Genomic DNA, 21,019 nt, shown 5'->3' on the forward strand with positions numbered 1-21,019 from the left:
AGATAAATAGATTAGCGCCGAAATAACATCTGAGCGAAAAATTAACATCCAGATAACCTGCACAGGACGCTATCATGTCTTCTCATCCCTACGTCAGCCAGCTAAATACCCCGCTGGATGATGATACCACTCTGATGTCTACGACCGACCTGGAAAGCTATATCACTCACGCCAATGACACTTTTGTCCAGGTGAGCGGCTATCAGTTAAACGAGTTACTGGCGCAGCCACATAATCTGGTGCGTCATCCGGATATGCCGAAAGCTGCCTTCGCAGATATGTGGTATACCCTAAAACAGGGCGAACCGTGGAGCGGCATTGTGAAAAACCGGCGTAAAAACGGCGACCATTATTGGGTGCGGGCCAACGCGGTACCGATGATACGTGAAGGGCGTGTGACGGGATATATGTCGATCCGTACCCGCGCCACGGATGATGAGATTGCCGCCGTCGAGCCTTTATATCAGGCGCTAAATGAAGGGCGGTGTAGTAAACGAATTCATAAAGGCTTAGTGGTTCGTCAGGGCTTGCTGGGCAAACTGCCCGCTATGCCTGTTCGCTGGCGAGTGCGTAGCATTATGGGGCTAATGGCCGTAATGCTGGCGTTGGCGTTGTTCGGTACGGATGCCTCATGGCAGACGTTGCTGTTGGGCGCGTTGGCGATTCTGGCAGGTACGGCGCTATTTGAATGGCAAATTGTGCGTCCCATTGAAAATGTGGCGACGCAGGCGCTGAAAGTGGCGACCGGCGAACGCAACAGCGTACAACATCTTAATCGTAGCGATGAGTTGGGGCTGACGCTGAGGGCCGTGGGGCAGCTTGGCTTGATGTGCCGCTGGCTGATCAATGACGTATCAAGTCAGGTTTCCAGCGTCAGAAACGGCAGTGAAAGGCTGGCGAAGGGTAACAATGATCTGAACGAACACACCCGTCAGACCGTGGAGAATGTTCAGGAAACGGTAACGACCATGAACCAGATGGCGGAGTCCGTGAAGCTCAATTCCGAGACGGCTTCCGCTGCGGATAAGCTTTCCATGGCGGCCAGTAGCGCGGCGACTCAGGGAGGTGAGGCGATGGATACGGTGATTAAAACGATGGATGATATCGCTCACAGTACGCAACGTATCGGGACGATCACCACGCTAATTAACGATATCGCTTTTCAGACGAATATCCTGGCGCTGAATGCGGCGGTAGAAGCGGCGAGAGCGGGCGAGCAGGGGAAAGGGTTTGCCGTGGTTGCTGGCGAGGTACGTCATCTTGCCAGCCGTAGCGCTAATGCGGCGAACGATATTCGTAAATTAATTGACGCCAGCGCAACAAAGGTGCAGTCAGGCTCCGAGCAGGTTCACGCCGCAGGCCGTACCATGGATGACATTGTAGCCCAGGTGCAAAATGTCACCTTGCTTATCGCACGGATCAGCCAGTCGACGCAGGAACAGACAGATGGGCTTTCCAGCCTGACTCGCGCCGTGGACGAGTTGAACCGCATAACCCAGAAGAATGCGGCGCTGGTGGAAGAGAGCGCACAAGTCTCCGCGATGGTAAAACACCGTGCCAGCCGGCTGGAGGATGCGGTCACGGTACTGCATTAAATTTATTTGTAGGTAGCAACGGTAATGACATCCGCCCGGTAGCAACAAGCTTACCGGGCGGATGCGCTCTGATAGAAGGCGGTGCCTGCCATCATAGAGAGTATCAGTGGCCTGTGATGTTAAAAATAATGTGATATTTATTCCTTCTTCTTGCCTACCTATTAATAGGTATAAGCTCAGTTGATAAATAAGAAATGGTTAACCTTTTAGCGTATTTCTTTCATTATTAGTGCCAATTTATGTCACTTTTGGTTCATCTTTCCGTGAACAATAAATATTACTTACTAATAATGTTCCGAAATAAAAAGCGATCAATATCATAAAGTTAGTAACATTATTGCCGATAAATCTTCCTGTATGAGGATATGCAATCCCAGGGAGAAAATATGTTTTTGCATAACATTAAAATACGTTCAAAATTATTTATGGCCTTTGGCTTATTCATTGTTCTCATGGTGGTGAGTTCCGCTCTGTCTTTGTTTAGCCTTGATCGGGCTAATACGGGTATGCAGGACATTATTACCAATGATTATCCCACCACGGTAAAAGCCAATCTGTTAATCGATAATTTTAATGATTTCATCATCGCGCAGCAGCTCATGTTACTGGATGAAGAGGGGCGCTGGAGCCAGAGCTCGCAGAAAGAACTCAGTGAGATAAGCCAGCGCATTTCGGCGCTACTGGATGAGCTTTCCAGGGAAAATAGTCACGATGCGGATTCACAGAAAATCATTAATGAGATCCGTGAAGCGCGCCAGCAATACCTGGAGTCCAGATTCCGTATTTTGAAAGATATTCAAAGCAATAATCGTCAGGCGGCCATTCAGGAGATGATGACCAGAACGGTGCAGGTGCAAAAAGTCTATAAGGACAAAGTCCAGGAACTTATCGCTGTTCAGGACGCGCAGATGCATGAAGCGAGCGTGCAGGTCAAAGAGGATTTTAAAAATAATCGGACGTTGTTAATCACTTTGGCGCTGATAAGCATCGCCGCCGGAGGCGTAATGGGATGGTATATTGTGCGTTCTATTACCCGACCGCTTGATGACGCGGTACGCTTTGCCGAGGCGATCGCCGATGGCGATCTGACTCGTCATATCACCACCGACTATAAAGATGAAACAGGCGTACTACTGCAAGCATTAATGGCGATGAAAACGCGTCTGCTGGATATCGTACAGGAAGTGCAAAACGGTTCGGAGAGTATCTCCACGGCGGCGGCGCAAATTGTCGCCGGTAACCAGGATTTGGCGGCGCGTACGGAAGAGCAGGCCAGCTCGGTTGAAGAAACGGCGGCGTCGATGGAACAGATTACCGCCACGGTTAAAAATACGGCTGACCATACCAGTGAAGCGACCAAACTCTCTGCCGGCGCCGCCAGCGTAGTGAAAAACAACGGGGAGATGATGAATCAAGTGACGCAGAAAATGCGCGTCATTAACGACACGGCAAATCGTATGTCGGATATCATCAATATCATTGATTCCATTGCCTTTCAGACCAATATTCTGGCGCTGAACGCGGCGGTTGAAGCGGCGCGCGCGGGCGAACATGGACGTGGTTTTGCCGTTGTCGCCGGAGAGGTTCGCCAGTTGGCGCAAAAGAGCGCCTCGTCAGCCAGTGAAATCCGTAATTTGATTGAAGATTCAACCAGTCAGACTCAGGAAGGGATGCACCTGGTGGAGAAAGCCAGCGCCCTGATTAATGGCATGGTGGATAACGTCGAAGAGATGGATGTGATATTACGTGAGATTGGGCAGGCCAGCCGCGAGCAAACTGACGGTATTTCGCAGATTAACAGCGCGATTGGCCTGATTGACGCCGCCACGCAACAAAACTCCTGCCTTGTGGAAGAGTCTGTTGCCGCCGCGGCGTCGCTGAACGAACAGGCGTTACATTTAAAAGAGCTGGTTAACGTGTTCCGCGTCCGCGAAGAGGACACGCAGCCCGCTTAATCCAGTTCGGCGATTTCCAGCGCCGCGCGATCAATCACGCCGATAATGCGTTTGATTTGCGCGTCGTTGATATCGCTGTGGTTTATCCGCAGATCCAGCACGGCCTTGAAGTTATCCAGCGCCCGCTTCATCTGCGGATTTTTACGTAACTCCATGCCCACACAACGGGCTTTTAGCCGCGCCTGAATATGCGTCAGGTGTTCGCGATTTTCATCAAGCCATTGCGCGCCGTTCGCGGTAATCGCGATTTTTTTCCGCCCGCCTTCTTCGTCGCTAATCGTGATAAATTGCTGATCCTGTAAAAAATCCAGCGTAGGGTAGATCACGCCAGCGCTTGGCGTATAGCCGCCCCCCGTCAGGTTTTCTATCGCTTTAATCAGTTCATAGCCGTGGCTGGCGTCCCGGGTCAGGATATCAAGAATGACCAGCCGAAGTTCCCCGTGGCCAAAAAATCGCTGACGTCGACCACCGCCCTGTCCATGACGACCACAGCCGTGTCCGTGACGGTGTTCGCCGCCGCAACTGGCGTTCTCATGCTGATGCGCGTTATGGCAGCCTTCATGCTGATGTTCTCGATCTTTGCAGCAACCATCGTGCTTATGATCCTGGTTTTTGCAACACCCTTCATGTTGATTTTGCATCATTGCCTCCTGCTTATTTAGATATATCTAATTTATATCTAAATGATGGGTTTTAGCAAGGGCAAAAGCGCTTGTTTCTATAATGTATTAATTTATAAGGTTTTATTTTAAGGTTATAGTTAGCGACGCGTTGCCAGAGCACTATCAAAAAACAGTTGCATTTTTACTGATTAACAATCATTATCATTTAAAACTTTAATTTAGATATATCGTATTACTTCACGAAGGCAAAAAATGACGACATCATCCGTACGCTACCCACAGCGTGTTCGTAATGAACTGCGTTTTCGCGAGCTGACCGTTCTGCGGGTAGAACGTATTAGCGCAGGCTTTCAGCGGATCGTACTTGGCGGCGAGGCGCTGGACGGTTTCACCTCCCTGGGCTTTGACGATCACACGAAAGTTTTTTTCCCTGAGCCAGGCTGTCGCTTTACGCCCCCGACAGTCACTGAGGAAGGCATTATCTGGGGGGAGGGCGTTCGTCCGGTCTCCAGGGATTACACGCCGCTGTATGACGAGGCGCGTCGCGAGCTGGCGCTGGATTTCTTTATCCACGATGGCGGCGTAGCCAGCCGTTGGGCAATGGAAGCCCGTGAAGGCGATACACTGACGATTGGCGGGCCGCGCGGTTCGCTGGTGGTGCCGGAAGATTATGCTTGTCAGGTTTATGTCTGCGATGAGTCCGGTATGCCTGCGCTACGTCGTCGTCTGGAATCGCTTAGTCGTCTGCCTGCGCGCCCTGCGGTAACCGCGCTGGTGAGCATTCAGGATGCGGCATACCGCGATTATCTCGCCCATTTGACGGACATTACTGTGGAATATGTTGTTGGCGACGATGAACAGGCAATGCAAACGCGCCTGTCGCAGCTGGCAATACCAGAATCAGACTATTTCATTTGGATTACTGGCGAAGGCAAAACGGTAAAACGTTTAAGTCAGTGCTTTGAAAAGGGGTTTGATCCACACCTGGTACGTGCGGCAGCCTATTGGCATCGTAAATAACGGTATGGGGCGAGCCCTGTTAGAAACAAAAAAGCCACTCTTTAGAGTGGCTTAATTATATGATTTTAAAGCTAAAATTTGGTGGCCCCTGCTGGACTTGAACCAGCGACCAAGCGATTATGAGTCGCCTGCTCTAACCACTGAGCTAAGGGGCCGTGGCGGTGGATTATAATGTAACTTTACGCTGTAATCCAGCCGTAACCGTGCGGGTGCTGTTTTTATAAACAATGTGTTTTCAACCCGTTATACTTAAAGAACGTTGTATTGCTCAGGAGTAATAATGGTTAAGGACATACTGGCGCCAGGGCTACGGGTGGTTTTTTGCGGCATCAATCCGGGACTCTCCTCGGCGAATACCGGCTTTCCGTTTGCGCATCCCGCGAATCGTTTTTGGAAAGTTATTCATTTGGCCGGTTTCACCGATCGACAGTTGAAACCGGAAGAGGCGGAAAAATTACTGGATTTTCGCTGCGGGGTAACGAAACTCGTCGACCGACCGACGGTACAAGCGACTGAGGTGAAGTTGCATGAATTACGTAGCGGCGGACGAAACCTGATTGAAAAGATAGAGGACTACCAGCCCGCGGCGCTGGCGGTGCTTGGTAAACAGGCTTTTGAACAGGGATTCAGCCAGCGCGGTATCGCCTGGGGTAAACAAAAGATCGCCATTGGCGCGACGATGGTGTGGGTGTTGCCGAATCCCAGTGGCTTAAACCGAATTAAAACGGAAAAACTGGTCGAGGCCTATCGCGAACTGGATCAAGCGCTCATTATGCGTGGGCTATAGCAATGGGGAATGAGGGCGCGAATACTCGCGCTGTGTAGAAATTCTGCAGGCCAAATAGGGCGCTTGCGCATGGCCTGATAAATAAATATCCTCCGGCATAGCCGGAGGTTTTTCAGATGCGCCTGTAAGGCTCTCTTACCAGCCGCGCCCTAACAGGCGCATACGATCTGACATTTGCATCAAACTTCGTTACTTACGGCCCGTAAACGGGCTGCCCGGATAAGGGATCGATAATTGCTCACCCATTTTATCCTCTTCAAGCTGGTGCTTTATGTAGTCCTGTATCTTCGCCGTGTTCTTACCCACCGTATCGACATAGTACCCTCTGCACCAGAACTCCCTGTTCCTGTATTTGAATTTTAGATCCCCAAACTGCTCGTAAAGCATCAGACTACTTTTACCCTTCAGATATCCCATGAAGCTCGACACACTCATCTTCGGCGGGATCTCCAGAAGCATGTGAATATGATCTGCACAACATTCTGCTTCCAGAATTCGTACGTTTTTCCATTCACACAATTTTCTTAATATGCTGCCTACTGCCCTACGCTTCTCTCCATAGAACGCTTGTCTTCGGTATTTGGGCGCGAAAACTATGTGATATTTACAGTTCCATCGGGTGTGCGCTAAGCTCTTTTCGTCCCCCATTGGGACCCCCTTTTGATTTCTTGTTGAACTTTTGCAGTTGCCAGACCGCAAGATGTTTTAACAAATCAAAAGGGGTTTTAATAACTGGCTTAAAGCTGAAAGCTTTCCGGAACCCCCAGCCTAGCTGGGGGTTTTCCATAGACAAAAAAACGCCGCCTTGCGGCGGCGTTTATACGTGTGCGGCGAATTAATCGTCGAGGAAGCTGCGCAGCACTTCAGAACGGCTCGGGTGGCGCAGTTTACGCAGCGCCTTCGCTTCGATCTGACGGATACGTTCGCGGGTAACATCGAACTGTTTACCCACTTCTTCCAGCGTGTGGTCGGTGTTCATATCGATACCGAAACGCATACGCAGCACTTTCGCTTCACGAGCGGTCAGGCCAGCCAAAACGTCGTGAGTGGCGGCGCGCAGGCTCTCGGTAGTGGCAGAGTCCAGCGGCAGCTCGAGGGTGGTATCCTCGATGAAATCACCCAGATGCGAATCTTCATCGTCGCCGATCGGCGTTTCCATGGAGATTGGCTCTTTGGCAATCTTCAGCACCTTACGAATTTTATCTTCCGGCATCAGCATCCGTTCAGCCAGCTCTTCCGGCGTTGGCTCGCGGCCCATCTCTTGCAGCATCTGGCGAGAAATACGGTTGAGCTTGTTGATGGTCTCAATCATATGCACCGGAATACGGATGGTGCGCGCCTGATCCGCGATAGAGCGGGTGATCGCCTGACGAATCCACCAGGTAGCGTAGGTGGAGAACTTGTAACCACGACGGTATTCAAATTTATCAACCGCTTTCATCAGACCGATGTTGCCTTCCTGAATCAGGTCAAGGAACTGCAAGCCACGGTTGGTGTATTTCTTAGCGATAGAAATAACCAGACGTAAGTTCGCTTCAACCATCTCTTTCTTCGCACGGCGGGCTTTCGCTTCCCCGATAGACATGCGACGGTTGATATCTTTCACCTGTTCGATGGTCAGACCGGTTTCTTCTTCAATCTGCCGCAGTTTTTGCAGACAGCGTTGCACTTCTTCCGCGACATCGTGCAGTTTTTCCGACCACGGTTTGTTCATCGCGATAGCGGCATTGAACCAGGTTTCGCTGGTTTCGTTACCGGTAAACAGCGTGATAAAGTTCTTCTTCGGCATTTTGCACTGCTCGACGCAGAGCTTCATGATCAAACGTTCCTGAGTACGCACGCGATCCATCATCACGCGCATACTGTTGACCAGATAGTCGAATTGCTTCGGTACCAGACGGAACTGTTTGAACACTTCAGACAGCTTCAGAATCTCTTCCTGCGCGGCAGCATGGCTGCGGCCTTTCGCTTTGATGGTGTCGCGCGTAACGACGTATTGCGCGCGCAGCTCAGCGAATTTTTCGCGTGCCAGTTCAGGGTCAATGCTGTTGTCGTCATCGGCGGCGTCATCGTCGCCGTCTTCTTCATCTTCGTCTTCGTCATCATCCAGGTCTTCCTGGGAGAGTTCAGAACCGACGTGAGTTGCGGTCGGCGCCATCTCTTCTTCCGCGTTCGGATCGACAAAGCCGGTGATAAGATCGGACAAACGAGCCTCTTCAGCCTCAACGCGATCGTACTGTTCCAGCAGATAGGTAATGGCTTCCGGGTATTCGGCAACGGAGCATTGAACCTGGTTGATCCCGTCTTCGATACGTTTAGCGATGTCGATTTCGCCTTCCCGGGTCAACAGTTCAACAGTGCCCATTTCACGCATATACATGCGTACCGGGTCAGTCGTACGACCGATTTCAGACTCAACACTGGACAGAACTTGTGCAGCAGCTTCTTCCGCATCTTCATCGGTGCTGGTGGTATTTTCAGCCAGCAGCAGATCATCGGCATCAGGCGCTTCTTCCATTACCTGAATACCCATGTCGTTGATCATTTGGATGATATCTTCAATTTGATCTGAATCGACGATATCTTCCGGCAGATGGTCATTGACCTCAGCATAGGTCAGATAGCCTTGCTCCTTACCACGGGTGACAAGAAGTTTCAGCTGTGACTGCGGGTTTTGCTCCATAAGACGGTATCCACACTTATTCGTTTGATTGGTGTCGACGGTATAGCTGTCGACATTTAAAGCGAGGGCATACTTATATTTTGGCCGCTGCCTCTCACTGCGGCTGTCGGGGGCTTCCCGATCGATATGCGGCATTTAAGCCGTTAAATTCATTTTCTGGCCAGCTCCTGGTTTAACGTCCAGAGCTCTCGGCGTTCTTCGCTGCTTAAACCGTGAGTGCGATCGCGAGCGATCAGCTCTTCTTGTCGCAGTTGCAGCAGCGAATCAAACATATGGTTGAGTGAGTCGGTAAAGGTTTTTTCGGCAATCGCCTTATCTGCTATATCGTCCCACATCGATAATTTTTCAAGGGTCGCAGCATCATTTGTGCCACGGTAGAGTTCCAGAAGTTGTCCGGTAGTAAGACCTGGCTGAGCCAAACAAGTTTTGACCAATTCTTTAAATAAGCCAAGTCCAGGCAGCTTATTCTGATCCAGCGCGTCTAAGGGCGGCACTAACGGCGCGAGATCCGGATTTTGCACCAGTAATCCTATCAGTATACGCATGGTCGTGCGTTTTAGCTGCGGAGCCGGGCGGGAAACGCCGCTTTCCGCCTGTTTTGGCACTAAACGATCAAGCTGACTATCATCGAAAATGCCTAACTTCAGCCCCAACGTCTGGCGCAGCTGAATACGGTGCGCGTCGCCAGGCACCTGATTAATGAGCGGCAGCGCCAGCGCGGCTAACTGCGTGCTGCCATCCGGCGAGCTTAAATCCACCTGCGGCAGGAGGCTATTAAACAGAAACGTAGAGAGCGGCTGCGCCTGCTCCATCCGCGCTTCAAAAGCCGCCTTGCCTTCTTTACGCACCAGCGTATCCGGGTCTTCGCCGTCAGGTAAAAACATAAAGCGTACCTGCCGACCGTCGGTCATATAAGGCATTGCTGTTTCCAGCGCTCTCCAGGCGGCATCACGGCCAGCCCGGTCGCCGTCGTAACAGCAAATCACGTTGTTCGTCGCCCGGAATAACATATGCATATGGTCTGCCGTGGTTGAGGTACCCAGCGAAGCGACCGCATAGTTAATGTCGTATTGCGCTAGTGCGACGACATCCATATAACCTTCGACCACAAGCAAGCGTTGCGGTTCAGCACTATATTGCTGAGCCTCATAAAGACCATATAGCTGGCGGCCTTTATGGAAAATGTCCGTTTCCGGAGAGTTAAGGTATTTCGGCGTGTCGTTCCCCAGAACTCGGCCGCCAAAACCAATCACCCTGCCGCGTTTGTCCCGAATAGGGAACATGACCCGATTACGGAAACGATCGTAAGTGCTGCCCTGCTCGTTATTGACCAGCATTCCGGCATCCAGCAACAATGCCTTGTTATCGCTGTTATTACCGAAGCGCTTTAACGCGTTATCCCAACCAGGCGGCGCGAAGCCAATGGCGAAACGCTGAATAATTTCAGCGCTCAGACCGCGCTTTTGCAGATAGTCACGCGCAGGTTTTGCCGCAGGATGGGTTAGCGACTGCTGATAAAAGTCATTCAGACCATTCATCAACTGATAGAGGTTTTGCCGTTGATGGCGCTCTATCTGGCTAAGCCCGGTGCCTGCTTCATAGGGAATTTCCAGGTTATGCATGGCCGCTAATTCTTCGACGGTTTCGACAAATTCGAGCTTGTCGTAATTCATCAAAAAGTCGATCGCATTGCCATGCGCGCCGCATCCAAAGCAGTGATAAAACTGTTTTTCACCGTTTACGGTGAAAGAAGGGGTTTTCTCATTATGGAATGGACAACACGCGTGATAGTTCTTGCCCTGTTTCTTGAGTTTTACGCGCACGTCGATCAGATCGACGATATCGGTTCTCGCCAGCAGGTCATTAATGAATACGCGTGGGATTCGTCCAGCCATATGCCCCTTTTATACACGTCATTCTTCAGGCTGCCGTAGTGTTGGCTACGTTCGCTCACCCCTGTCGCTGACTTGCGTAAGCGCCGGGGACTCGCTCTCTTGCCGCCTGGACGCAGCATGAATGATTTTGTGTATATGCTAATGCATAAACGAAAACAAGCCGCGCATTCCTTTCGGAAGCACGGCCTTACAACTACAACTCGATCTGAATTGAGAGCAGCCTGCTCTCAAAAGATTAGTACAGACGAGTACGGCGTGCGTTTTCGCGAGCCAGTTTCTTCGCGTGACGTTTCACTGCAGAAGCTTTAGCGCGCTTACGTTCGGTCGTCGGTTTTTCATAGAACTCACGACGACGAACTTCCGCCAGAACACCTGCTTTTTCGCAGGAACGCTTGAAGCGACGCAGAGCTACGTCGAACGGCTCGTTTTCACGTACTTTAATTACCGGCATGTGCCTCTCACCTTTGATTAATTCGGTTTGCCGCTGGCATCAACGCCAGCTTATTTCAAAATGGTGCGGAATTTTACTGCAATTGCTGCTGCTTTGTAAAGCACCGCGGCCTTTTTTGAAAGGGACTTTTATAAGGTGAGGGAGTATACACGAAGTCGGGACTGAGGGTATACATCCACCCGCATTCGACCTACACTGCGCGGTATTAGAGCGAGGTAAAACAAGTCATGCGTGTACTGGGTATTGAAACATCCTGCGATGAAACCGGCATCGCTATTTACGACGACAAAAAAGGTCTGTTAGCCAACCAATTGTATAGTCAGGTGAAATTACATGCTGACTACGGCGGCGTAGTGCCTGAACTGGCTTCCCGCGATCATGTGCGTAAAACCGTGCCGCTGATTCAGGCGGCATTAAAAGAAGCCGGTCTGACGGCGAGCGATATCGACGCGGTGGCCTATACCGCAGGCCCGGGCCTGGTCGGCGCGCTGCTGGTCGGCGCAACCGTCGGGCGTTCGCTGGCATTTGCCTGGAATGTGCCGGCCATTCCTGTACACCATATGGAAGGTCATCTGCTGGCGCCAATGCTGGAAGATAACCCTCCGGATTTCCCGTTTGTGGCGCTACTGGTCTCCGGCGGACATACGCAGCTCATTAGCGTGACCGGAATCGGTCAGTACGAACTGCTGGGAGAGTCGATTGACGATGCCGCCGGTGAAGCGTTTGATAAAACCGCCAAATTGTTGGGGCTGGATTATCCTGGCGGCCCGATGCTGTCGAAAATGGCGTCGCAGGGGACGGCGGGACGTTTTGTCTTTCCGCGCCCGATGACCGATCGCCCGGGGCTGGATTTTAGTTTTTCCGGTCTGAAAACCTTTGCCGCTAACACCATTCGTAGTAATGGCGACGACGAACAAACTCGCGCTGATATCGCGCGCGCTTTTGAAGATGCGGTCGTGGATACGCTGATGATCAAGTGCAAGCGCGCGCTGGAAAGCACCGGTTTTAAGCGTCTGGTCATGGCGGGCGGCGTCAGCGCTAACCGCACGCTGCGCGCGAAGCTTGCCGAAATGATGCAAAAACGCCGCGGCGAAGTGTTCTATGCGCGTCCGGAGTTTTGTACTGACAACGGGGCGATGATCGCTTATGCCGGAATGGTGCGGTTTAAGGCGGGCGTTACGGCGGATCTTGGCGTAACGGTACGTCCGCGCTGGCCGCTGGCCGAGCTGCCGGCGGCGTAAAAGCGGAAAAAAGGGGGCGACATCATGCCGCCCCAACGGGTTTACAGTAAAACGACGGGCATCCACAACAGCCCGGTGACGATCAGCAGCACCAGGAAGATCAGGCCGAAAATCGCGCCTAACCACGCCAATGGTGGAAGGGTGACGCGCGGCGGATTCGATATGTACGCCTATCACCGAGCTATTTATCCGGCGATAGCGCAAAAAAACTACTCCGAATCTTTCTGGCGTTTCTTTTTCAGCTTCGTCCAGATTTTCGTCTCCTGGCGACGCCACAGACGCTGGATGTTGTCATGATGGCGCAGCAAAATGAGACATGACAGCATCGACACCGGGAAGGTGAACTGCGGTTTAAACCACCAGACGTAAAACGGCGCAATCAAGGCGCTGACAATCGCCCCTAACGATGAATAACCGCTTAACAGGACCGTCAGCAGCCAGGTGCCAGCCATAACGCCGGTTAAATCCCAGCCGATGGGCGCAATGGCGCCAAACGCGGTTGCTACGCCTTTCCCGCCTTTAAAGCCAAAAAAGACCGGCCAGATATGCCCCAGACAGGCGGCGATAGCGATAAGCCCCAGCCAGAAAGGGGTAACTCCTAACGCATACGCGCCCCAGACGGGCAACATACCTTTAAGGATGTCAAAAATAAGTACCGCGACAGCCGCTCCCTTGCCACCGATTCGTAATACGTTCGTCGCGCCCGGGTTGCCGGAACCGCTTTCTCGCGGATCGGGCAGCCCGGCGATGCGGCAAACCAGAATGGCACTGGAAATTGAGCCGCAGAGGTACGCGAAGAGGATCATTCCAGGCGCGATTGCACTCATAAGCTGTTCCGTATTGAAAGTGTCGTTTTATTTACTATTTCTGTGGATAATACGCACATTTCGCCGGAAGTGGTATCCGGGTTAGCCAAAAAGCAGGCGGGTCGTGATGGATATTGTATTTATAGAGCAACTTTCGGTAATCACCACTATCGGTGTTTACGACTGGGAACAGACTATCGAGCAAAAACTGGTGTTCGATATCGAAATGGCATGGGATAACCGCAAGTCGGCGAAAAGCGATGATGTCGCAGATTGTCTAAGCTATGCGGATATCGCCGACACGGTGATAAATCATGTCGAAGGCGGTCGTTTTGCTCTGGTCGAGCGCGTGGCGGAAGAGGTGGCGGATCTGCTGCTTAGCCGATTTAATTCTCCGTGGGTTCGCATCAAACTGAGCAAGCCTGGCGCCGTCGCGCGCGCGGCGAACGTAGGGGTAATTATTGAGCGTGGCAATAATCTGAAATAAAAATAAATAATTTTATATTTTTTAAACCAAACGGTTATATATGGGGTCTTAACGCGAGATCCATTTTTGCAGTGTTTTTCATTTTAGGGGTTTATTGATGAGCGATATGCACTCGCTGCTGATAGCGGCAATTTTGGGTGTGGTCGAAGGATTGACGGAGTTTTTGCCGGTATCCAGCACGGGCCATATGATTATTGTGGGTCATCTGCTGGGGTTTGAAGGCGATACGGCCAAGACATTCGAAGTGGTGATTCAACTTGGATCTATTCTGGCGGTCGTGGTGATGTTCTGGCGGCGGTTGTTTGGTCTCATCGGTATTCACTTTGGCCGCCCGCTACAGCGTGAAGGTGAAAGTAAAGGTCGATTAACGTTGATTCACATCCTGCTGGGCATGATTCCGGCGGTGGTGCTGGGGTTAGTCTTTCATGACACGATCAAGTCGCTATTTAACCCGATTAACGTGATGTACGCGCTGGTGGTAGGCGGTCTGTTGCTGATTGCCGCCGAGTGCCTGAAGCCGAAAGAACCGCGCGCGCCGGGGCTGGATGATATGACGTATCGTCAGGCGTTTATGATTGGCTGTTTCCAGTGTCTGGCGCTGTGGCCGGGCTTCTCGCGTTCCGGAGCGACCATTTCCGGTGGGATGCTGATGGGCGTCAGCCGTTACGCCGCCTCTGAGTTCTCGTTCTTACTGGCTGTGCCGATGATGATGGGCGCAACGGTTCTGGATCTCTACAAAAGTTGGTCATTCCTGACCGCAGCGGATATTCCGATGTTCGCAGTGGGCTTTGTGACGGCGTTTGTGGTGGCGCTGATCGCTATCAAGACCTTCCTGCAACTGATTAAGCGTATCTCGTTTATTCCGTTTGCGATTTACCGCTTTGTGGTGGCGGCTGCCGTTTACGTTGTCTTCTTCTGATGATTGACCGTGCCGGATGGCGGAGTACCGCCTTGTCCGGCCTAACTGTTTTGTCGGTCTGATAAGTGCAGCGCCATCAGGCAATTTATCGTGCCGGATGGCGTTTAGCTGGCGGGGTTCGGGCAGCGCTTCTCTTTCCAGCTGGCGACCGCTGCAATTCGTCGCTTCGTCAGCTCCTCGCGAATCTCAATGCCCTTAAATCCGGCCTCCACCACCTCTTTCGTCGGTACCGCTTGGGCCACCTGCCAGGCTTCGCGCAGCCAGCGCCCCTGCGGGTAATCCGACGCTTCAAATCCGGTACGTCCACGGACATCGGCTTCGCTGGTCAGCGCAATCTGCTCGACGCGCTGCGGTTTACGCCATGCATCAATGGCGTCAAACAGCTTAACGATCGTTTTCGGCTGGAGTATCGGAAAGGTGTGGATCAGATCATGGTATTCGGCGACCAGTTTAGCTAAATCACGCAGGTCATTGGGGACGCGCAAACGCTGGCATAACTGTTCGACCAGTTTCACGCCCGCCGGGCCGTGACCATGATGGCGCGGCCAGAGGTTTTTCGGCGTTAAGCCTTTGCCCAGGTCATGACAAAGCGTGGCGAAACGGACATCAAGCTGCGGACTGAGCATGGCGGCCATCGACAGCGTCATCAGCGTATGAACTCCGGTATCAATTTCCGGATGCCACTTTGCCGGCGCGGGTACGCCAAACAGGGCGTCGATTTCCGGAAACAGGACGCGCAGGGCGCCGCAGTCGCGCAATACCTGGAAGTAAACCTGCGGATTGCGGGTGGTAAGCGCATTTTCCGTCTCTTTCCATACCCGTTCCGGCGTCAGATGTTCCAGCTCGCCTGCCGCGGTCATTTCGCGCATTAGCGCCAGTGTTTCATCGGCGATACGGAAACTAAGATGAGCGTAACGGGCGGCAAAACGCGCCACGCGCAATACGCGCAAGGGATCTTCGCCAAACGCGGGAGAGACATGGCGCAGTAGACGTGCCTCCAGATCCCGGCGCCCGTGGTAAGGGTCGATAATCTGGCCGTCATCGTCGCGCGCCAGAGCATTAATGGTCAGATCGCGACGCTGGAGATCGGCTTCCAGGGTAACGTCCGGCGCGGCATAACAGGTGAAGCCCGTGTAGCCGGAACCGGATTTACGCTCAGTACGCGCCAGCGCGTATTCTTCGTGAGTTTGCGGATGGAGAAACACAGGAAAATCACGGCCTACCTGCTGGTAGCCCGCATCAAGCATCTCCTGCGGCGTGGCGCCGACAACGACCCAATCTTTATCTTTAACCGGTAGCCCTAACAACGCATCCCGAACCGCACCACCGACCAGATAAATCTTCACGCCACTTTCCTTTTAAAAACGATCATCCTCTAATGATAAGACAGTGCCGCAGAGAAGGCGATTTAGTTCATCCAGCGGTCTTTGCGTTTACGGCTTGGGATCATATGCGGCAGCACCAGCCCTAACAGCAAGCCAATACCCAATACGCCGCCGCCATACATAAACCACTGCATAATAATGGTGCGCTGTTTGTCATCCAGTTGCAGATTCGCGGCGCTGACTTTTTTCTGCGCGACAATCAGCTCGTTTTTCAGCTTCTGGTTCTCTTCTTTTAGCCCGTTGATGATGCTGTCGCTTTGCGCCACTTTCTGCTGCATATCGGCGGTGCGCTGATTCCACGTGGTATCAATATTGTTGAGTTTATCGGTCAACGTTTTGACCTGATTTTCCAGATCCGGCACGCGGGTACGCAGGCTTGGCGTGGTATTCAGTTCTTTTAACGGTATCCAGGCAGTACGACCAGAACTGTCTTTAATTTGACCATAGTTGGCATCGCTCTGTAAGAGCGTGACTTCCTCGCCGGCGTTGACGGTACCCACAAGGCGATAATTATCTCCCGGACCGCTGCGGACCCAGGTATTCAGTTCATCAGAAACGTAACGCGTCTCTTCAGCATGAGAGACGGCGGTGGCGCTAAGCGCAAGTAAAGTTAGTCCAATCAGGCGTAATTTTGGCATCAGGCTGTCGTTATTGTCAGAGAAAGTGGAACGATAGTAACGGCATCAGTGTCGCTACGCAAAGTAGTCGACATCAATCGGAATCATCTGTGTCGCCTTTGCCGCTACGTCAAACTTTTACGCCCGTCAAATTGCTCGTTGCATGGCAATTTGGCGCAAAATACTATCTACTGACAAAAATAATGCGGGTAAGTTCGCCAAGAATCTTCCCAGATGTGACATAACCCATAAGTACAAGGCCATGGCTCAGGAAATCGAATTAAAGTTTATCGTCAATCACGACGCCGTAGATGCGCTGCGAAATCATCTTCATACGCTCGGCGGCGAGCATCATGCGCCCAGCCAGTTGCTGAATATCTACTTCGAAACGCCTGATAACTGGCTACGCCGCCATGATATGGGGCTGCGTATTCGTGGTGAAAATGGGCGCTATGAAATGACCATGAAAATTGCCGGCCGGGTAACGGGCGGGCTGCACCAGCGACCCGAATACAATGTCGCGCTAAGCGAACCCGTGCTGGATCTGACGCAACTTCCGGCGGAGGTCTGGCCGGATGGTAACCTGCCCGCCGGCCTGGCATCAAGCGTACAGCCGCTGTTCAGTACCGATTTTTACCGGGAAAAATGGTGTCTGGACGTTGACGGCAGCAGGATTGAAATTGCGCTCGATCTCGGCGACGTAAAAGCGGGCGAGTTTGCCGAACCGATTTGTGAGCTGGAGCTTGAGTTGCTTCGCGGCGATACGCGCGCCGTGTTAAAACTGGCGAAGCAACTGCTGTCGCAAACCGGTTTGCGTCAGGGCAGTCTGAGTAAGGCGGCTCGAGGTTATCACCTGGCGCAGGGGAATGCGCCGCGAGAGAATACACCAACGGCAATTCTGCGGACCGCCGCGAAAGCCACGGTAGAGCAAGGGCTGGAGGCCTCGCTGGATCTGGCGTTGTCACAGTGGCAGTACCATGAAGAGCTCTGGCTGCGCGGCGACGAGTCGGCGAAAGAACACGTGCTGGATGCTATGGGATTAGTGCGCCATGCCTTAATGCTCTTTGGGGGCATTGTTCCACGTAAAGCGAGCGCTCACTTACGTGATCTACTTACCCAGGCGGAAGCGACGATGACATCCGCGGTGTCCGCCGTCACAGCCGTTTATAGTACGCAAACGGCGATGGCGAAACTGGCATTGACGGAATGGCTGGTGACGAAAGCCTGGCAGCCATTTCTGGACGCGAAGGCGCAGGCCAAAATGGCCGATTCTTTTAAGCGTTTCGCCGACATTCATCTTTCTCGTCATGCTGCTGAATTAAAAAAAGTTTTGGACAACCGCTGGGTGATAAGTATCGCGACCAGTTGCCGCGTTTGACTCGCGATATCGACAGCGTTTTACTGCTGGCCGGGTATTATGATGCGATGGTCGCGCAGGCATGGCTGGAAAACTGGCAGGGATTGCGTCACGCCATTATTACCGGACAACGTATTGAAATTGAACATTTCCGTAATGAGGCCATTAACCAGCAGCCGTTCTGGTTGCACAGCGGAAAACGATAATCAGAACCGTAGAAAGCGCCTGATGACGCTGCGCTTATCAGGCTTACGGTATGCGGACTTGTAGGCCGGGTCAGGCGAAATGCCGCCATCCGGCATTATTTAAAGGATATCCCCTAAATGACGCCGCTCTCTTCACCCTTATCGCAGTACTGGCAGACCGTTGTTGAGCGCCTACCAGAAGGATTTACTGAGACATCGCTTAGCGTGCAGGCGAAGTCAGTACTTACATTTAGCGATTTTGCGCTGGATAGCGTGATAGCGCATCCGGAGTGGCTTGCCGAACTGGAATCCGCATCGCCGCAGGCTGATGAATGGCGACATTATGCTGGCTGGTTACAGGAGGCGTTGGCAGGTGTCTGTGACGACGCCTCGCTGATGCGTGAACTGAGGTTTTTTCGTCGTCGCATCATGGTACGCATCGCCTGGGCGCAGACGCTGTCGCTGGTGGACGATGAGACTATTTTACAACAGTTGAGCCATCTGGCGGAGACGCTCATTGTGGGGGCGCGCGACTGGCTGTATGCCGCCTGTTGCCGCGAATGGGGAACCCCCTGTAACCCGCAGGGCGTTCCGCAGCCGCTGTTGATTTTAGGCATGGGCAAGCTGGGCGGCGGCGAACTGAATTTTTCGTCTGATATCGATCTGATTTTCGCCTGGCCGGAACATGGCGAGACCCGGGGCGGGCGTCGTGAACTCGATAACGCCCAGTTTTTTACGCGTCTCGGGCAGCGGCTGATCAAAGCGCTGGATCAGCCCACAATGGATGGTTTTGTCTATCGGGTGGACATGCGCCTGCGACCGTTTGGCGACAGCGGCCCGCTGGTACTGAGTTTTGCCGCGCTGGAGGATTACTATCAGGAGCAAGGACGCGACTGGGAACGCTACGCCATGGTGAAAGCGCGGCTAATGGGCGATAACGACGACGCCTGGTCTCGTGAATTACGCGCCATGCTGCGGCCTTTCGTTTTCCGCCGCTATATCGATTTCAGCGTCATCCAGTCGCTACGTAATATGAAAGGGATGATCGCCCGCGAAGTGCGACGCCGCGGTTTGAAAGACAACATTAAACTTGGCGCGGGCGGTATTCGTGAAATTGAGTTTATCGTGCAGGTATTCCAGCTCATCCGCGGCGGACGCGAGCCGTCGCTACAGTCGCGTTCGTTACTGCCAACGCTGGATGCTATCGCTGCGCTGCATTTGCTGCCTGAGAATGACGTGGCGCAACTGCGCGTGGCCTATCTTTTTCTACGTCGTCTGGAGAATCTGCTGCAAAGCATCAATGACGAACAGACGCAAACGTTGCCTGCCGACGATCTGAATCGGGCGCGGCTGGCCTGGGGAATGAAGGCGGAGAACTGGCCGCAGCTTGTTGGCGAACTGACGGATCATATGGCTAATGTACGCCGCGTATTCAACGAATTAATTGGCGATGATGAAGCAGATACCCCGCAGGAGGAAGAACGTTCAGAGCCGTGGCGTGAAGTATGGCAGGATGCGCTACAGGAGGATGATTCGACGCCAGTGCTGGCGCATTTAGCCGATGAGGATCGGCGACAAGTTCTGACCCTCATCGCTGACTTCCGTAAGGAACTGGATAAACGCCCTATCGGCCCGCGCGGGCGGCAAGTGCTGGACCAACTGATGCCGCACCTGCTTGCTGATGTCTGCTCTCGCGAAGACGCCGCTGTTACGCTATCGCGGATAACGCCGTTGCTGGCGGGGATTGTCACTCGCACCACCTATCTGGAGCTGCTGAGCGAATTTCCCGGCGCGCTGAAACACCTGATTATGCTCTGCGCCGCTTCGCCAATGATAGCGAGCCAACTGGCGCGTTATCCGTTGTTGCTTGATGAACTGCTCGACCCCGGCACGCTTTATCAGCCGACGGCTACCGACGCTTACCGCGACGAATTACGCCAATATTTACTGCGCGTGCCGGAAGAAGACGAAGAACAACAACTGGAGGCATTACGCCAGTTTAAACAGGCACAGCTTTTGCGGATTGCGGCGGCGGATATTGCCGGTACGCTGCCGGTGATGAAAGTAAGCGATCACCTCACATGGCTGGCGGAGGCGATGATTGATGCTGTGGTGCAGCAGGCGTGGACGCAAATGGTTGCGCGTTATGGTCAGCCAGCGCATCTGGACGAGCGCCAGGGGCGGGGGTTTGCGGTTGTCGGTTATGGCAAGTTGGGCGGATGGGAGCTGGGCTACAGTTCCGATTTGGATCTCATCTTCCTGCATGACTGTCCGATGGACGTCATGACCAACGGCGAACGCGAAATCGACGGGCGGCAGTTTTATCTGCGCCTGGCGCAGCGCATTATGCATCTGTTCAGTACGCGCACCTCCTCCGGCATTTTGTATGAGGTGGATGCGCGTCTACGCCCCTCTGGCGCGGCGGGAATGCTGGTGACTTCAGCGGACGCGTTTGCCGATTATCAGCAGCATGAAGCCTGGACCTGGGAACATCAGGCGTTGGTACGCGCTCGCGTGGTATATGGCGACCCGCAGCTTACCTCACAGTTTGATGAGGTGCGCCGCACTATCATGACGACGGCGCGTGACGGCAAGACATTGCAGACTGAAGTGCGTGAAATGCGCGAGAAAATGCGGGCGCATCTCGGCAATAAGCATCGCGATCGTTTTGATATTAAAGCTGATGAAGGCGGTATTACGGATATTGAGTTTATCGCGCAATATCTGGTACTGCGCTACGCTCATGAAAAACCTAAATTAACGCGCTGGTCTGATAACGTGCGCATCCTGGAGCTTCTGGCGCAAAACGGCATTATGGATGAACACGAAGCGCAGGCGCTGACGGTAGCCTACACCACACTGCGTGATGAACTGCACCACCTGGCGTTGCAGGAGCTTCCCGGTCATGTGGCGCAGACATGTTTTAGCAAAGAGCGCGCGCTGGTGCAGGCAAGCTGGCGGAAGTGGCTGGTAGCCGTTTGAATTATGCTATTATCGCGCGCAAATTTTGAAT

General features: G+C 52.8%; 16 protein-coding genes, 1 tRNA gene and 2 pseudogenes. 9 read left to right on the forward strand and 10 right to left on the reverse strand.

What is annotated here, in order from left to right:
* The first annotated feature begins 74 nt into the window (after positions 1-74).
* Positions 75-1,595: a PAS domain-containing methyl-accepting chemotaxis protein gene (locus tag EOS98_RS03205; protein ID WP_126523823.1), complete on the forward strand. Its 1,521-nt coding sequence runs from the start codon at positions 75-77 to the stop codon at positions 1,593-1,595.
* A 386-nt stretch (positions 1,596-1,981) separates the two neighbouring features.
* Positions 1,982-3,550, forward strand: a complete 1,569-nt coding sequence (locus EOS98_RS03210) for a methyl-accepting chemotaxis protein (protein WP_000478462.1) — start codon at positions 1,982-1,984, stop codon at positions 3,548-3,550.
* On the opposite strand, the gene EOS98_RS03215 is transcribed toward EOS98_RS03210, so the two are convergent.
* Positions 3,547-4,194 carry a PadR family transcriptional regulator gene (locus EOS98_RS03215; protein ID WP_126523824.1) on the reverse strand — a complete coding sequence of 216 codons (648 nt, stop codon included), beginning with the start codon at positions 4,192-4,194 and terminating at the stop codon, positions 3,547-3,549. The genes EOS98_RS03210 and EOS98_RS03215 overlap by 4 nt on opposite strands.
* A 231-nt stretch (positions 4,195-4,425) precedes the next feature.
* On the opposite strand from EOS98_RS03215, the gene EOS98_RS03220 reads away from it, so the two are divergent.
* Positions 4,426-5,193 (forward strand): siderophore-interacting protein, encoded by a 768-nt coding sequence (locus EOS98_RS03220; protein ID WP_126523825.1) that lies wholly within the window; start codon positions 4,426-4,428, stop codon positions 5,191-5,193.
* Positions 5,194-5,272: 79 nt separating this feature from the next.
* Here EOS98_RS03220 and EOS98_RS03225 read toward each other — a convergent pair.
* Positions 5,273-5,348, reverse strand: a tRNA-Ile gene (locus EOS98_RS03225).
* 125 nt (positions 5,349-5,473) lie between these two features.
* Between EOS98_RS03225 and mug the strand changes: the two genes are divergently transcribed.
* Positions 5,474-5,980: a G/U mismatch-specific DNA glycosylase gene (gene mug, locus EOS98_RS03230; RefSeq protein ID WP_000237776.1), complete on the forward strand. Its 507-nt coding sequence runs from the start codon at positions 5,474-5,476 to the stop codon at positions 5,978-5,980.
* A 189-nt stretch (positions 5,981-6,169) separates the two neighbouring features.
* On the opposite strand, the gene tnpA is transcribed toward mug, so the two are convergent.
* From tnpA to rpsU, 4 genes are all read right to left on the reverse strand, one after another.
* A complete protein-coding gene (gene tnpA / locus EOS98_RS03240) occupies positions 6,170-6,628 on the reverse strand; it encodes an IS200/IS605-like element IS200F family transposase (protein ID WP_000502119.1) in 459 nt (152 codons plus the stop codon).
* Between the two features lie 187 nt (positions 6,629-6,815).
* On the reverse strand, positions 6,816-8,663 hold the full coding sequence (gene rpoD, locus EOS98_RS03250) for an RNA polymerase sigma factor RpoD (protein WP_001519776.1): 1,848 nt from the start codon (positions 8,661-8,663) through the stop codon (positions 6,816-6,818).
* Positions 8,664-8,812: 149 nt separating this feature from the next.
* Positions 8,813-10,558, reverse strand: coding sequence for a DNA primase (dnaG, locus tag EOS98_RS03255; RefSeq protein ID WP_000918865.1), 1,746 nt, complete (start codon positions 10,556-10,558; stop codon positions 8,813-8,815).
* A 235-nt stretch (positions 10,559-10,793) separates the two neighbouring features.
* Complete coding sequence (gene rpsU / locus EOS98_RS03260; protein WP_001144069.1) at positions 10,794-11,009, reverse strand: 30S ribosomal protein S21; 216 nt, start codon at positions 11,007-11,009, stop codon at positions 10,794-10,796.
* Positions 11,010-11,236: 227 nt separating this feature from the next.
* On the opposite strand from rpsU, the gene tsaD reads away from it, so the two are divergent.
* On the forward strand, positions 11,237-12,250 hold the full coding sequence (gene tsaD, locus EOS98_RS03265) for a tRNA (adenosine(37)-N6)-threonylcarbamoyltransferase complex transferase subunit TsaD (RefSeq protein WP_001264389.1): 1,014 nt from the start codon (positions 11,237-11,239) through the stop codon (positions 12,248-12,250).
* Positions 12,251-12,373: 123 nt separating this feature from the next.
* Here the strand turns inward: tsaD and EOS98_RS24765 are convergent.
* Together EOS98_RS24765 and plsY are read right to left on the reverse strand one after the other, a co-directional pair.
* Positions 12,374-12,436 (reverse strand): annotated as a pseudogene (locus tag EOS98_RS24765) (hypothetical protein); the annotation flags it as partial.
* A 23-nt stretch (positions 12,437-12,459) separates the two neighbouring features.
* Positions 12,460-13,077, reverse strand: coding sequence for a glycerol-3-phosphate 1-O-acyltransferase PlsY (gene plsY / locus EOS98_RS03275; RefSeq protein ID WP_001272785.1), 618 nt, complete (start codon positions 13,075-13,077; stop codon positions 12,460-12,462).
* Between the two features lie 106 nt (positions 13,078-13,183).
* On the opposite strand from plsY, the gene folB reads away from it, so the two are divergent.
* Entirely contained in the window at positions 13,184-13,543 is a 360-nt protein-coding gene (gene folB / locus EOS98_RS03280) for a bifunctional dihydroneopterin aldolase/7,8-dihydroneopterin epimerase (protein WP_000355776.1), read from the forward strand.
* 97 nt (positions 13,544-13,640) lie between these two features.
* Positions 13,641-14,462: an undecaprenyl-diphosphate phosphatase gene (gene bacA / locus EOS98_RS03285; protein WP_001281933.1), complete on the forward strand. Its 822-nt coding sequence runs from the start codon at positions 13,641-13,643 to the stop codon at positions 14,460-14,462.
* Between the two features lie 104 nt (positions 14,463-14,566).
* On the opposite strand, the gene EOS98_RS03290 is transcribed toward bacA, so the two are convergent.
* The gene (locus EOS98_RS03290; protein ID WP_000708449.1) at positions 14,567-15,808 is read right to left on the reverse strand and encodes a multifunctional CCA addition/repair protein; all 1,242 of its coding nucleotides are present in this window, start codon (positions 15,806-15,808) and stop codon (positions 14,567-14,569) included.
* 62 nt (positions 15,809-15,870) lie between these two features.
* On the reverse strand, positions 15,871-16,485 hold the full coding sequence (locus EOS98_RS03295; RefSeq protein ID WP_001125341.1) for a TIGR04211 family SH3 domain-containing protein: 615 nt from the start codon (positions 16,483-16,485) through the stop codon (positions 15,871-15,873).
* A 241-nt stretch (positions 16,486-16,726) separates the two neighbouring features.
* Here EOS98_RS03295 and EOS98_RS03300 point away from each other — a divergent pair.
* Positions 16,727-18,027 (forward strand): annotated as a pseudogene (locus tag EOS98_RS03300) (inorganic triphosphatase).
* Positions 18,028-18,144: 117 nt separating this feature from the next.
* The gene (gene glnE / locus EOS98_RS03305; RefSeq protein WP_079954170.1) at positions 18,145-20,988 is read left to right on the forward strand and encodes a bifunctional [glutamate--ammonia ligase]-adenylyl-L-tyrosine phosphorylase/[glutamate--ammonia-ligase] adenylyltransferase; all 2,844 of its coding nucleotides are present in this window, start codon (positions 18,145-18,147) and stop codon (positions 20,986-20,988) included.
* The last annotated feature ends 31 nt before the right edge of the window (positions 20,989-21,019 follow it).

This window comes from Salmonella sp. SSDFZ69 (assembly GCF_004010755.1).
GTDB lineage: Bacteria > Pseudomonadota > Gammaproteobacteria > Enterobacterales > Enterobacteriaceae > Salmonella > Salmonella enterica.

Coding starts and splice junctions, on each gene's coding strand:
- EOS98_RS03205 (WP_126523823.1), top strand. CDS start 75: ATGTCTTCTCATCCCTACGTCAGCCAGCTAAATACCCCGCTGGATGAT.
- EOS98_RS03210 (WP_000478462.1), top strand. CDS start 1,982: ATGTTTTTGCATAACATTAAAATACGTTCAAAATTATTTATGGCCTTT.
- EOS98_RS03215 (WP_126523824.1), bottom strand. CDS start 4,194: ATGATGCAAAATCAACATGAAGGGTGTTGCAAAAACCAGGATCATAAG.
- EOS98_RS03220 (WP_126523825.1), top strand. CDS start 4,426: ATGACGACATCATCCGTACGCTACCCACAGCGTGTTCGTAATGAACTG.
- mug (WP_000237776.1), top strand. CDS start 5,474: ATGGTTAAGGACATACTGGCGCCAGGGCTACGGGTGGTTTTTTGCGGC.
- tnpA (WP_000502119.1), bottom strand. CDS start 6,628: ATGGGGGACGAAAAGAGCTTAGCGCACACCCGATGGAACTGTAAATAT.
- rpoD (WP_001519776.1), bottom strand. CDS start 8,663: ATGGAGCAAAACCCGCAGTCACAGCTGAAACTTCTTGTCACCCGTGGT.
- dnaG (WP_000918865.1), bottom strand. CDS start 10,558: ATGGCTGGACGAATCCCACGCGTATTCATTAATGACCTGCTGGCGAGA.
- rpsU (WP_001144069.1), bottom strand. CDS start 11,009: ATGCCGGTAATTAAAGTACGTGAAAACGAGCCGTTCGACGTAGCTCTG.
- tsaD (WP_001264389.1), top strand. CDS start 11,237: ATGCGTGTACTGGGTATTGAAACATCCTGCGATGAAACCGGCATCGCT.
- plsY (WP_001272785.1), bottom strand. CDS start 13,077: ATGAGTGCAATCGCGCCTGGAATGATCCTCTTCGCGTACCTCTGCGGC.
- folB (WP_000355776.1), top strand. CDS start 13,184: ATGGATATTGTATTTATAGAGCAACTTTCGGTAATCACCACTATCGGT.
- bacA (WP_001281933.1), top strand. CDS start 13,641: ATGAGCGATATGCACTCGCTGCTGATAGCGGCAATTTTGGGTGTGGTC.
- EOS98_RS03295 (WP_001125341.1), bottom strand. CDS start 16,485: ATGCCAAAATTACGCCTGATTGGACTAACTTTACTTGCGCTTAGCGCC.
- glnE (WP_079954170.1), top strand. CDS start 18,145: ATGACGCCGCTCTCTTCACCCTTATCGCAGTACTGGCAGACCGTTGTT.